Origin of the sequence: Sphingobium sp., assembly GCF_041987595.1 — a bacterium.
Taxonomy (GTDB): domain Bacteria; phylum Pseudomonadota; class Alphaproteobacteria; order Sphingomonadales; family Sphingomonadaceae; genus Sphingobium.
Map to the genome: position 1 here is coordinate 23839 of NZ_JBHIWJ010000042.1, position 12982 is coordinate 36820.

At 65.4% G+C, this 12982-nt stretch carries 10 protein-coding genes; 6 read left to right on the plus strand and 4 right to left on the minus strand.

All coding sequences use genetic code 11. The annotated features are described in order from the left end of the window. Positions 1-24: 24 nt before the first annotated feature. The gene (gene cutA / locus ACFC3J_RS12380) at positions 25-345 is read right to left on the minus strand and encodes a divalent-cation tolerance protein CutA (RefSeq protein ID WP_375196474.1); all 321 of its coding nucleotides are present in this window, start codon (positions 343-345) and stop codon (positions 25-27) included. Then, positions 342-1379, minus strand: a complete 1038-nt coding sequence (locus tag ACFC3J_RS12385; RefSeq protein WP_375196483.1) for a COX15/CtaA family protein — start codon at positions 1377-1379, stop codon at positions 342-344. The genes cutA and ACFC3J_RS12385 overlap by 4 nt, the downstream gene beginning before the upstream one ends. A gap of 155 nt (positions 1380-1534) precedes the next feature. Here ACFC3J_RS12385 and ACFC3J_RS12390 point away from each other — a divergent pair, with 155 nt between their 5' ends. Then, positions 1535-3598, plus strand: a complete 2064-nt coding sequence (locus ACFC3J_RS12390) for an ATP-binding protein (protein ID WP_375196475.1) — start codon at positions 1535-1537, stop codon at positions 3596-3598. Here ACFC3J_RS12390 and ACFC3J_RS12395 read toward each other — a convergent pair whose 3' ends face one another. Together ACFC3J_RS12395 and ACFC3J_RS12400 are read right to left on the minus strand one after the other, a co-directional pair. Then, on the minus strand, positions 3599-4228 hold the full coding sequence (locus ACFC3J_RS12395; RefSeq protein WP_375196476.1) for a 2-dehydro-3-deoxy-6-phosphogalactonate aldolase: 630 nt from the start codon (positions 4226-4228) through the stop codon (positions 3599-3601). Between the two features lie 2 nt (positions 4229-4230). Beyond that, complete coding sequence (locus tag ACFC3J_RS12400; protein ID WP_375196477.1) at positions 4231-5127, minus strand: 2-dehydro-3-deoxygalactonokinase; 897 nt, start codon at positions 5125-5127, stop codon at positions 4231-4233. Between the two features lie 133 nt (positions 5128-5260). Between ACFC3J_RS12400 and ACFC3J_RS12405 the strand changes: the two genes are divergently transcribed. The 5 genes from ACFC3J_RS12405 (at position 5261) to ACFC3J_RS12425 (ending at position 12966) form a co-directional block, all read left to right on the plus strand. After that, a complete protein-coding gene (locus tag ACFC3J_RS12405; protein WP_375196478.1) occupies positions 5261-7063 on the plus strand; it encodes an IlvD/Edd family dehydratase in 1803 nt (600 codons plus the stop codon). 32 nt (positions 7064-7095) lie between these two features. Further along, positions 7096-8673 carry an aldehyde dehydrogenase (NADP(+)) gene (locus ACFC3J_RS12410; protein WP_375196484.1) on the plus strand — a complete coding sequence of 526 codons (1578 nt, stop codon included), beginning with the start codon at positions 7096-7098 and terminating at the stop codon, positions 8671-8673. Next, positions 8670-9593 (plus strand): Gfo/Idh/MocA family protein, encoded by a 924-nt coding sequence (locus ACFC3J_RS12415; RefSeq protein WP_375196479.1) that lies wholly within the window; start codon positions 8670-8672, stop codon positions 9591-9593. Before ACFC3J_RS12410 ends, ACFC3J_RS12415 begins: the two co-directional genes overlap by 4 nt. Before the next feature lie 18 nt (positions 9594-9611). After that, positions 9612-10367 (plus strand): FadR/GntR family transcriptional regulator, encoded by a 756-nt coding sequence (locus tag ACFC3J_RS12420; RefSeq protein WP_375196480.1) that lies wholly within the window; start codon positions 9612-9614, stop codon positions 10365-10367. Between the two features lie 235 nt (positions 10368-10602). After that, positions 10603-12966 (plus strand): TonB-dependent receptor, encoded by a 2364-nt coding sequence (locus tag ACFC3J_RS12425; protein WP_375196481.1) that lies wholly within the window; start codon positions 10603-10605, stop codon positions 12964-12966. Positions 12967-12982 lie beyond the last annotated feature (16 nt).

Sequence of the window (12982 nt, forward strand, 5' to 3'; positions counted from 1 at the left end):
TGCTGACGGGTAAAATAATACCTGTCACCTGGAGAGCTGTTCGCCGATCCATTTCGCAAAGCTGGCGTCAGCCGCATCGACAGGCAGAGCGAGGATCGCGGGAAGCTCATAATCATGCAGTTCCGCGATGCGCGCCATCAGCGCGTCCCGCCGCGACGGCGCGGTCTTGAAGAGGACGGGGGTTTCCGCGCATTCTTCCAGAACCCCGTTCCATTCATAAAGGGAGGTCGCCTCGCCCAACAGGTTCGCGCAGGCGATCAGCCGTTCCTCGATCAGCTGGCGCGCGACGCGAATGGCAGCCTCGCGCGAGCCGAAAAGCGTATAGACCAACGCGACCGCGCTCATCCGCGCCGCTCCCCAAGCGAATGGGCCGCCCATGTCGCGGAAGCCACCACGAGCGCGCCGACAGCCTGATGCAGCACCGCCAGCGGCAGGGCGATGCCGCTGATCACGGTTGCGATGCCCAGCGCGATCTGCGTGCCAACCGCCGCGTTGAGCGCGATGGAAGGACCGCGATCGCCGCTCTGCTTCGCCATGCGCGCGAGCAGGATCAGCATCGCCGCGGCTACCCACGCCCACCAGCGATGGATGAAATGGACGAGATAGGGGTCGCTAGACACCGTCGCCCAGAGCGAACCGAGCCACTGGATACCCTCGGGCACCAGATGGTCGTTCATCAGGGGCCATGAGCTGGAGACATAGCCCGCGTCCAGCCCGGCGGTGAACGCGCCGAAGAGGAGCTGCACGAGCAGCGCCAGCAACGCCAGAACGGCAAAGGGATGCAGCATGGCAGGCTTTGCGAAGGCGGTGCGCGACCGGGTCAGCAGGTCGAGCGCCGTCCAGATCAGGCCGCCCATGATGAACAGGGCCGTCAGGAGATGCACGGCGAGCCGATAATGGCTGACGTCGGTGCGCACCGACAGGCCGGACTTCACCATCCACCAGCCTATCGCCCCCTGCAGTCCGCCCAGCGCCAGCAGCGCGACCAAACGGAACCCGTAGCCCTGCGGGATCGCTCTTTTCCACGCGAACCACAGCAGCGGCAGCGCAAAGGCCAGGCCGATCAGCCGCCCGAGCAGCCGGTGCACCCATTCCCAGAAGAAGATGAACTGGAAATCGCCCAGCGTCATGCCCCGCCGCAACTGTTGATATTCCGGGATCTGCTGATAATCGCGGAAGGCCTCCATCCACTGATCATGGGTCAGCGGCGGGATGGCGCCGGAAATCGGCTTCCACTGGGTGATAGACAGGCCGGATTCGGTCAGACGGGTGATGCCGCCGACCACGACCATGCAAAAGACGAGCGCGGCCACGGCGAGCAGCCAGCGCGCGATCGATGCAGGACGCGGCGTGGCGATGGCAGGGCGGCTGAGGGTCATCGCAATCATGGCGCCGATGCATGCGCCCATGGCGAAACTGTTGCAAGGGGGCTGCTTCATCATGAACAAAAGGTCATAACGCCTTGTGCATGAAAGGATACAATCGGAAGGACAGGCGTATCTGGCCTTATGAGAAGATTGATCGAGGATAAGCGGTGAGCGCGGCGCCGGGCATTGCCGGGATGATCGCCACCCAAGGCCCGCTGGGCGCGCTGACGGCGCGCATCGATGCGTCCTCGCCGCTGGGTCCGGTCGACGACTGGTCGCCCGCGCTGGTCTCCACAGTCAGGATGATGCTTTCCTCCAGGGCGGAAATCGTGCTGTTCTGGGGGCCGGACCTGTGCGCACTTTACAATGAGGCCTATTCGCCCACCATCGGCGACAAGCATCCCCATGTGCTGGGCCGCCCCGCGCGCGAAGGCTGGGCGGAACTTTGGGACGATCTGGAGCCGCTGCTGCTATCCGTCATGGAGCGGGGCGAATCCGTCCATGCCAAGGACCGTCCTTTCTATATCGAGCGCGCCGGCGGCCCTGACGGCAGCAGGCAGGGCGAGCAGGTGTTTTTCGACATCAGCTATTCGCCCGTCTTCGAAGGTGACGGCCGCGTCGGCGGGGCGCTCTGCATCGTCAGCGAGACGACGAAGCGAGTCCGCGCCGAACAGGAAATGCGGGCCGACCGGGCGCGGCTGTGGACATTGGCGCGCGATCCCTTTCTGGTTGCAGACCTGAACGGCGTCTGGCTCGCCGCCAGTCCGGCCTGGACCGACATATTGGGCTGGAGCGACGAGGAACTGGTCGGCAGCACCTCCGAATGGATGGAGCATCCCGACGACATCGACCGCACCCGCCGGGAGATCGCTTCGCTGGCGGACGGCCGGTCCACGCTGCGCTTCGAAAACCGTTTCCGGGCGAAGGACGGCAGTTACCGCAATTTCAGCTGGACCGCGGTGCCGGACGGCGACCTCATCTATTGCGTCGCCCGCGATGTGACCGAGCAGCGCGCCCATGCGCGGGCGCTGGCGGAAGCGGAGGCGGCGCTGCGGCAGGCACAGAAGATGGAGACGCTGGGTCAGCTGACCGGCGGAGTCGCGCATGATTTCAACAATCTGCTTCAGATCGTGACCGGCAATCTGGAGCTGGTGCAGCGCGGACTGGACAAGGATCGGGACGACAACCAGGCGCGGCTGCGGAGGGCGGCGGACAATGCCATGCAGGGCGCCCAGCGTGCCGCGCTGCTGACGCAGCGGCTGCTGGCTTTTTCGCGTCGCCAGCCACTGGCGCCCGAACGGGTCGATCCCAACCGGCTGGTCAGCTCCATGTCAGACATGTTGACCCGCGCTCTGGGCGAGACGATCGAGGTGGAGACCATCCAGAGCGCGCGAGCCTGGGCGATCGAGATCGATGTCAACCAGATGGAAAACGCGCTGCTCAATCTGGCGGTCAACGCCCGCGATGCGATGCCGCAGGGGGGCAAGCTGACCATCGAGGTCGCCAACACGCACATTGACGACGCTTATGCCGCGCAGGACATGGAGGTCACGCCCGGCCAATATGTCATGATCTGCGTATCCGATACCGGCACGGGAATGGACGCCGATACGCTCAGCCATGCGATCGAACCCTTCTTCACGACCAAGGATGTAGGGCGCGGCACGGGCCTGGGCCTGTCGATGGTCTATGGCTTCATCAAACAGTCGGGGGGCCATATCCGGGTCTATTCGGAGCCGGATCACGGCACGAGCGTCAAAATCTACCTGCCCCGTTTTCACGGCCCCTTGCCGGACAATGATACCGGCGCGGTTCATCACAGTCCGCCCGCGGGCAAGGGCAACGAAACCATCCTCGTGTGCGAAGATGACGAGAAGGTCCGAGCCTATGCGGTCGACGTGCTGCGGGAACTGGGCTATCAGGTGATCGAGGCGGAGAATGGCGAGACGGCGCTGGCGGCGCTGGACAGGGCTTCGCCGCCCGTCGACCTGCTGTTCACCGATGTCGTGCTGCCCGGCGGGATGAACGGCGCCGACATCAGCCGCGAAGCCAAGGCGCGCCATCCTGGCCTGAAAGTGCTGTTCGCCACCGGATATGCCCGCAACGCCATCTTCCACCATGGACGGCTCGATCCGGGCGTGGAACTGCTGACCAAACCCTTCACCTATGCCGAACTGGCCGCCAAAGTGCGCGATATGCTGGACCGGATCGAGGAACGGCAGGCAGGGTGATCAGGCAAGGGCCTTCCACGTCCCGACCAGCTCCCTGCCCCTTTCCCGCACCTGCGCGGCATCGTCGCCCGGACGGTACAGGGCGCCGCCCACCCCTATGCCCTCGCAGCCGCCCGCCAGCCATTCGCCGATCGTGTCCGCGCCGGTGCCGCCGACCGCCCAGACGCCGATCTGCCTGGGCAGCACGTCCCTGATCGCCTTCACATAGGCAGCGCCCAGCCGGGCGGCGGGGAACAGCTTGATCCGGCGTGCGCCCGCCCTGATCGCGTCGAAGGCTTCGCTGGGGGTCATGAAACCGGGCAGCAATTCCAGCCCAAGCTGCGCGCCGCGGGCGATGACCTCCGGGTCGGTGTTGGGCGTGACCATGATCCGGCCGCCGACGCGGTGGAGATTCTCCACCGCCTCCACGCTCAGCACCGTACCACCGCCGATCAGCGCGCGATCCCCGAATTCGGCCTGCATTGCACCGATGCTGCTGAGCGGTTCAGGCGAGTTGAAGGGCACTTCGAGTATGCGGATGCCCGCTTCGATCAGCCCTGCGGCCATGTCGACCGCCTCCTCCGGCCTAAGGCCGCGCAGGATCGCGCAGACCGGCGGAGCGCCGTCGGCAAGCAGGTCGTCGAGGGTCATGATCAGTTCTCCAGATAGCCGAGACCGGCGCGCGAACAGGCATCGCCGTCGAGCATGCGCGAGGGCAGGCCCTGCGCCGCAAGAGCCTGCGCATAGCGGGCGGAGAGGCGAGCGTCACCGATGAGCAATATGTCGTCGGCCGATCCCAACGCGCTGCGTATCTCCGCGATTTCACAGCCGATGATGAGCCCGGACAGATAGCCCGGCACCCAGTCCGCCGGGCGACCCGCGCGCAGGCGCATGCTGCGGGCGGCGAACAGCGAGGACAGCAGGCGCCCGTCCCCGGACCGCGCCAGACCTTCGGCAAAACCTTCCGCCTCCTGTGCCGGATCGGCCTCTTCGACCTTGGGACCAAGCGTCGAGCGGTCGCGCAGCAGGGCGAACAGTTCGCCCGTGGGCATGGTGCGGAAGGAGATGACGCGCCCCTCCTCCACCACCGACCATTTATTGTGCGTGCCGGGCAGGACGATCAGATGCCTTCCCCGGCCCAGCGCAGGGTCAAGGGCAATGGCTCCGAAAATCTGCGTTTCCTCGCCGCGCATCACATCGGGCATGCCTTCGTCGCTCGTGCAGGCGAGGCCCGCCATGATGCTGAGCGGAGCGCCCCGCCAGTCGAAGCGGACGGCAGCGGCCCGCCATGTGTCCGCATCGGCCGGGCAATCGGCATAGGGTACCTCCACCCACCCGTCGCGCGCGCCGACCATGCCGCAAAGGCGGATGTCCGCCGGCGCGCCGTCCTCCAGCCAGGGGGCCATGGCGTCGGCGAAGGCGGCTTCGGCGTCGCGGCCTGTCGTTCCGATGCCCGGACCTTCGCGGCGGGCGGTGATCCGGCCATCCTCCAGGCGGAACAGGCGCAGGCGGCTGGTGCCCCAGTCGCCGATGACGACGTAGCGGCTCATCGGGCGTCAGCTGAACGATTTTGACGAGAAACGCACATATTAAGTGACGACCATCCTTGAAATAGTATTTGTCTGAGTATATCCAAGAGACAAGCGCGTCAACGTGCCCCGCCATTTTCATCAGGATGCCCTAATGAGCGATTCGTCCAAGCCTTCTCCCAAGCTGCGCAGCCGCGCCTGGTTCGACAACCCCGACAATATCGACATGACCGCGCTCTATCTGGAGCGCTATCTGAATTTCGGCCTCTCCCTCGAAGAACTGCGCAGCGGCAAGCCCATTATCGGCATCGCCCAGACGGGCAGCGACCTGTCGCCCTGCAACCGCCACCACATGGTGTTGGCCGAACGCGTTCGCGAAGGGATTCGCGAAATGGGCGGCATCGCGCTGGAATTCCCGGTGCACCCCATCCAGGAAACCGGCAAGCGGCCCACCGCGGGTCTGGACCGCAACCTTGCCTATCTGGGGCTGGTCGAAGCGATCTATGGCTATCCGCTCGACGGGGTGGTGCTGACCACCGGCTGCGACAAGACCACGCCAGCGCTGCTGATGGCGGCGGCCACCGTGAATATCCCGGCGATCGCCCTGTCGGTCGGGCCGATGCTCAACGGCTGGTTCAAGGGCGAGCGCACGGGTTCGGGCACCATCGTCTGGCATGCCCGTCAGCTGCTCGCAGCGGGCAAGATCGATGACGAGGGATTTATCAAGCTGGTGGCGTCGTCCGCGCCCTCGACCGGCTATTGCAACACCATGGGCACGGCGACGACGATGAATTCGCTGGCCGAGGCGCTGGGCATGATGCTGCCTGGTTCGGCGGCCATCCCGGCGCCCTATCGCGACCGGCAGGAGGTCGCGTGGCGGACCGGCAAGCGCATCGTGGAAATGGTGGCGGAGGATCTGAAGCCTTCCGACATATTGACGCTGGACGCCTTCCATAATGCCATCGTGGTGAACTCGGCCATTGGTGGGTCGACCAACGCGCCGATTCACCTTGCCGCCATTGCACGGCATATCGGCGTCGACCTGCCGCTCAAGGATTGGGAAACGGTCGGGCACAAGGTGCCCCTGCTGGTCAATCTGCAGCCTGCGGGCGAATATCTGGGCGAGGATTATTATCGCGCGGGAGGCGTCCCTGCCGTGGTCGGCCAACTGATCGAACAGGGCCTGATCCGCGAGGGCGCGATGACCGTCAATGGCAAGACCATGGGCGAGAACTGCAAGGGCGTGGAGATAGAGGATGAAAAGGTTATCCGTCCCTACGCCCAGCCGCTCAAGGAAGAAGCGGGCTTCCTCGTCCTGTCGGGCAATCTGTTCGACGCGGCGGTGATGAAGACCAGCGTGATTTCCGAGGAATTCCGCTCGCGCTATCTCTCCAACCCGCAGGATCCGAACGCCTTTGAGGGTCCCGCGGTCGTGTTCGACGGGCCGGAGGATTATCACCACCGGATAGACGATCCCGCAGTCGGCATCACCCCCGACACCCTGCTGTTCATGCGCGGCGCCGGCCCGATCGGTTATCCGGGCGCGGCGGAGGTCGTGAACATGCGGCCGCCAGCCTATCTCATCACCGAAGGCGTATCCGCCCTGCCCTGCATCGGCGATGGCCGCCAGTCGGGCACAAGCGGAAGCCCGTCCATCCTCAACGCCTCGCCCGAAGCGGCGGCGATGGGTGGTCTGGCGCTGCTGGAGACGGGCGACCGGGTGCGCATGGACCTCAACACCGGCACGGTGAACGTGCTGATCTCCGACGAGGAACTCGAAGCGCGCCGGGCGAAGCTGGTGGCCAAGGGCGGGTATCAATATCCCGCTTCCCAGACCCCCTGGCAGGAAATCCAGCGTTCGGTCGTGGGCCAGATGAACACCGGCGCGATCCTCGAGGGCGCGGAGAAATATCAGCGGATCGCCCAGACCAAGGGCCTGCCCCGCGACAATCATTGATTCCCCTTCCACCGATTTTCCCGGAGATGTCCATGTTCAACGGAGCCATTCTCATCGGCGCGTCCGAGCGTCAGGGCGGCGAACCCTTCTTCGCCATCAACCCGTCGACCGGCGCCAAGGGCGAGGTCGCCTTTTCCAGCGCCATGCCCGCAGAGGTCGAGGAAGCCGCCGCACTGGCCGATGCTGCGTTCGAGAGCTTTTCGACTCTCTCGCCGGACGCCCGCGCAACCTTCCTTGAAACCGTCGCGGACAATATCGTCGCGATCGGCGACCTGCTGATCGAAACCGCCATGGCCGAAACCGGCCTGCCCCGCGCCCGTCTGGAGGGCGAGCGCGGCCGCACCGTCGGCCAGTTGCGCCTGTTCGCCAGCTATGTGCGGCTGGGCGACTGGCTTGACGCGACCATCGACAAGGCCCTCCCCGATCGCCAGCCGCTGCCCCGCGCGGACCTGCGCCGCGTCAACCATTCGGTCGGCCCGGTCGCCGTGTTCGGCGCCTCCAACTTCCCCCTCGCCTTCTCCGTGGCGGGCGGCGATACCGCAGCGGCCTTCGCGGCGGGTAGTCCGGTCGTGGTCAAGGGGCATAGCGCCCATCCCGGCACCGGCGAGCTGGTCGCCCGCGCCATTCAGGCGGCGGTCAAGGCCTGCGGTCTGCATGAAGGCGTCTTTTCCTATTTGCCCGGAGCGAACCGCGCGCTGGGCGGTTCGCTGGTCGCGGATCACCGCATCAAGGCGGTCGGCTTCACCGGCTCGCGCGGTGGCGGCACGGCGCTCATGAAGATCGCCGCCGAGCGTGCCGAGCCGATCCCGGTCTATGCCGAAATGTCGAGCATCAATCCGGTCGTGCTGCTGCCCGGCGCGCTGGCCGCCCGCGCCGAGGCCATGGGCGCCGCCTTCGTCGGATCGCTGACCATGGGTTCGGGCCAGTTCTGCACCAACCCCGGCCTCGTCATCGCGCTCGACGGCCCGGACCTCGACAGGTTCGTCGCCGCCGCTGCCGAAGCCCTGTCGGGCGCCCAGCCGCAGGTCATGCTGACCCCCGGCATCCACGCCGCCTATGAACAGGGCGTCGCCGCCCTTGTCGGCGCGGATGGCGTCACCACCGTAGCCCGCGGCACGGAACCTGACGGCTGCAACCGCGGTCAGGCCGCCTTCTTCGCGACCGACGCGGCGACCTTCAAGTCCAACCCGGTGCTGGCCGAAGAAGTGTTCGGTTCGTCGTCGGTCCTCATTCGCTGCTCCAGCATCGAAGAGATCATCGCCACCATCGCGGGCCTCGAAGGCCAGCTGACCGCAACGCTCCAGCTTGACGAGAGCGACAGCGCCGATGCCGCCAAGCTGCTGCCCACCCTGTCCCGGAAAGTCGGTCGCATCCTCACCAACGGCTGGCCGACCGGCGTCGAAGTGACCCATGCCATGGTCCATGGCGGCCCCTTCCCGTCGACCGCCGATGGCCGCTCCACCTCGGTCGGCACGCTGGCGATGATGCGCTTCCTGCGCCCGGTCTGCTATCAGGACGTGCCCGATGCGCTGCTGCCGCCGTCGCTTCAGGCCGCCAACCCCTGGGGCCTGACGCGCCGGGTCGAAGGCCGGCTGGAAGTCGCGGCATGACGATCAGGGCAGGTCTGGTAGGCCTCGGCAAGATCGCGCGCGACCAGCACCTGCCCTCGATCGAGAAGATCGACGGCATCGAGCTGGTCGCGGTCGCCAGCCGCAATGCGCAGGGGCAAGGGGTCAAAAATTATCATGACCTCACGGCCATGCTGGCGGGCGAGCCGGAGATGGATGCCGTCATCCTCTGCCAGCCGCCGCAGGTCCGCTATCAGGCGGCCCGGCAGGCGATATTGGCGGGCAAGCATGTCTTCCTCGAAAAGCCGCCGGGCGCGACGGTGTCCGAGGTGGAAGCGCTGATCGCGCTCGCCAGGACTCAGGGCGTGACTCTCTATGCCAGCTGGCACAGCCGCTATGCCGCCGCCGTCGCGCAGGCGAAGCAGTGGATCGCCTCACGCCCGATCGAGCGCATTGCGATCCAGTGGCGCGAGGATGTGCGGCACTGGCATCCCGGCCAGCCCTGGATCTGGGAAGCGGGTGGTTTCGGCGTGTTCGATCCGGGCATCAACGCCCTGTCGATCCTGACCGAGATCGTGCCCGAGCCGGTCACGCTGCTGTCCGCCACCCTTGAGGTGCCGGAGAATAAGGACGCCCCGATCGGTGCCGACCTCAAAATGGCGACCGCTTCGGGCGCGAGCGTGGAAGCGGTCTTCGACTGGCGCCAGACCGGCCCGCAGACCTGGGACATTGCCGTCGAGGCTGGCGGCGGCAGCCTGCTGCTCTCCCATGGCGGCAACATGCTGACGCTGGACGGCGAGGTCCAGATGAAGGCGCCGGACGAGGAATATCCGGCCATGTATCGCCGCTTCGTCAGCCTGGTGGCCGAAAGGGCGATCGACGCGGATACCGCACCGCTGCGACTGGTAGCCGATGCCTTCCTTTGCGGACGGCATTGCCCTACGACGGCTTTCGAGGACTGAACTTATAGGAGCCGGAATTTGGGGAGCGAGCGCAAGGACGGGACGGAGCGCAAATTTGCGACGGAGGAAGGCTCGCTCCGCATCCATCAGGCCATCGCCCGGCAATTGGGCACGGCGATCCTGATGGGCGTCCACAAGCCCGGCGACCTGTTCGAAGGCGAGATCGAGGCGTCGGAGCGGCTCCACGTCTCCCGCACCGCCTATCGCGAGGCGGTGCGCATCCTGATCGCAAAGGGGATGCTGGAAAGCCGCCCCAAGGCTGGAACCCGCGTGCTGCCCCGCGCTCGCTGGAATGTGCTGGACCCCGAAATGCTGGCCTGGATGTTCGCGGGCGAGCCGGACCGGGCCTTCATCCGCGACCTGTTCGAACTGCGCGGCGTGATCGAGCCGGCGGCGGCGGAATTCGCCGCGCGCAGGCGCACCGAGGAACAGCTTGCCGTGATGACGCAGGCGCTGGACGAGATGGAGCGGCATGGACTCTCCACGCCCGATGGCCGGGCCGCCGACCAGCGTTTCCATCATGCGATATTGGCGGCCACGCATAATGACGCGCTGGCCGCGCTGGCCAGCTCGGTGGGCGCGGCGGTAAGCTGGACCACCACCTTCAAGCATCGCAAGCAGCTGCTGCCCCGCGATCCGCTGCCCGATCACAAGGCCGTTTATCAGGCGATCGCGGCCCGCGACACGGCGGCGGCCCGGACCGGCATGGCGGAGCTGCTGCGGCTGGCGCTCGCCGACATGGATCTGGCCCTGCTGGAGCCGGAGCGGGCCTGACGATCGCAGGCATCCCTGTAAGGCCATGGAGCCGTCGGGTATTGCCGATGATGGCACCGGGAACCGGTCGGATCGGACTGGAAGCGGGAAAGCAGGGCCGTGATGGTCAAACGGCCCAACCCCATGGCACATCTGCCAAATTTCGGCGCTATTTCATCATTCTTTCCGTTTGACCCCCGGCATCGAGTTCCTAACCTTCTGCCCGACAACATAACAGAAGGTGGGGAAGGCAATCATGAAAAGCTCTGCCATGCTGATCGCCGGAACGGCGGCCCTTGCAATAGGCATTTTGCCTCCTGCCGGCCCTCTACAGGCACAGACAACGCATCTTTCAGCATCCGGCGGGAACCCGGCAGTCGACGAAGACGACATAGTGGTCACGGCTCGGCGACGCGAGGAACGGGTGCAGGACGTGCCGATCGCAGTGACTGCACTGAGCGGGGAGCAGGTGCAGCAGCCTGGCTCCCTGGGCCTCGCGCAGGTCGCGCAACTGTCCCCCAGCCTGCAGTTGACGGCAACCAACGCGCGCAACACCAACATCAACATTCGCGGATTGGGGGCGACCCCGGCCTTTGCCAGTCTGGGACTGGAATATGGCGTCGGCGTCTATGTCGATCAGGTTTACTACAGCCGCCCGACGCAATCGGCCTTCGATCTATATGACCTTGCCCGGGTCGAAGTGCTGCGCGGACCGCAGGGCACTCTGTTCGGCAAGAACACGACCGCAGGCGCCATCAACATCGTCAGTGAGGAACCCGGCTTCACCCCGGCGATGCGCGGAGAAATAAGCTATGGCAATTATGGCACGTTCCAGGCGCGGGCAACCGGATCGATGCCGGTCACGGATACGCTGGCAGCGCGGATCACGATCAGCGACACCAGCCGAGACAAGGGCGTCCAGCGCAATGTGCGGACGGGCGAACGCATGCACGACCTGCACAGCTTCAGCGCGCGGGGCCAGCTGCTGTTTCAGCCGAGCGACAGCTTCAAGGCGCGGTTGATCGGCGATTACAGCGATTATTTTCAGAACGGCGTGGTTGGCGTGAACAGCGCGTTTCGCACCACGCGCATCGATGGCAGCACGCTGCCAAACAACTTCTTCGTCCGGGCCGCGCGTTTCAACTATACGCCGTTGCCGGTCGACCTCGATGCGCGGCAGGTCGATCTCAATCGGCCGATCTTCGTCAAGATCAAGACCTATGGCGGCACGCTGATTGCCGATTACGACCTTGGCTCCGCAACCGTCACGTCTGTCAGCGGATACCGCAAGCTGAGGTTCCGTCCCAAGACGGACGGTGACGTCACGGGACTCGACATTTTCATCGATGCCGGGGTGCGCGAGGACCAGAAGCAGTTCAGTCAGGAACTGCGCCTCGCCTCCAACGGGGGCGGGAAGATCGACTATGTGGCCGGACTATATTATTTCAACCAGCGGATAGATGATGAATTCTTCACCATCTACGGACCGGACGCCGCATTGTGGATCATCGGACCGGCTGCGGGCAGCACCCAGCCATCGCCTGCCGCCAGCGCCGCGCTCAATGGATTGACGGCGATCGGGCAGGCTTTCGCGAAGACGAAAAGCTATGCCGCCTTTGGCGAAGGCAGCTGGCATGCCGGGCCGGTCGATCTGACCGTGGGCCTGCGCTACACGCATGAGGCGAAGGATGGCGCTTTTGAACAGGTGCAGTCCGGCCCGGCGCTGACGCCCACGCAGATCGCAGGCGGCGCGCAGGCGACGCGCAACGTCTTCGCACCCAATATTCCCCAATATCTTGCGAACACGACCGAAGACAACCTGTCAGGGCGGGGCACGATTTCCTTCCGTCCCGCAGAGGACGTAATGGTCTATGCGACCTATTCGCGCGGGTTCAAATCGGGTGGGCTCAATCTCAACGCCACCGCCGCGCCGCGCGTCATCGATCCCGAAAAGGTGGAAGCCTATGAAGCGGGGTTGAAGAGTCAGCTCTTCGACCGGCGTCTGACCCTGAACCTCGCCGCTTACCGGCAGACGATCGACAATTATCAGAGCCAGCAGATAGATACCGCCGTCGCGCAGACCGCCTATATTGCCAATGTCGGCAGCGTCCGGTCGCAGGGGTTCGAAGTGGATGCGCGGGCGCGGGTCGCCGCCGGCATTTCGGTCTTCGCCGCGGTCGCCTATACCGACGCCCAATATAGCGACTTCAGCAACGCGCCCTGCCCCGTCGAATATCTGGGCCTTCAGACGGTGTGCGACCTGTCGGGCCGGCGGCTGCCGGGCGTCTCGAAATTCTCATGGTCGCTGGGCACCGATGCCGCCATCCCCCTCGGCAACGGCGGGCAGGTGCATTTCAACGTGGACTATTCCCATCGCTCCAGCTTCTTCGCCACCTACAATCTGGCGGCGGACTCGCTCGCGCCCGGCTATGGCATCGCCAATGCGCGGATCGGATATCGCACGGCGGACCGAAAGTTCGACCTGTCGCTATTCGCGCGCAATCTGTTCGACAAGACTTATATCAGCATCGTCAACCCATCCGCCTTCAACACCGGCGCGTCTACGGCGACCTTGGGCGATCCGGGGACTTATGGCGTGACGTTGCAGGTCTCGCTCTGAATGGTGAAGCGACCCA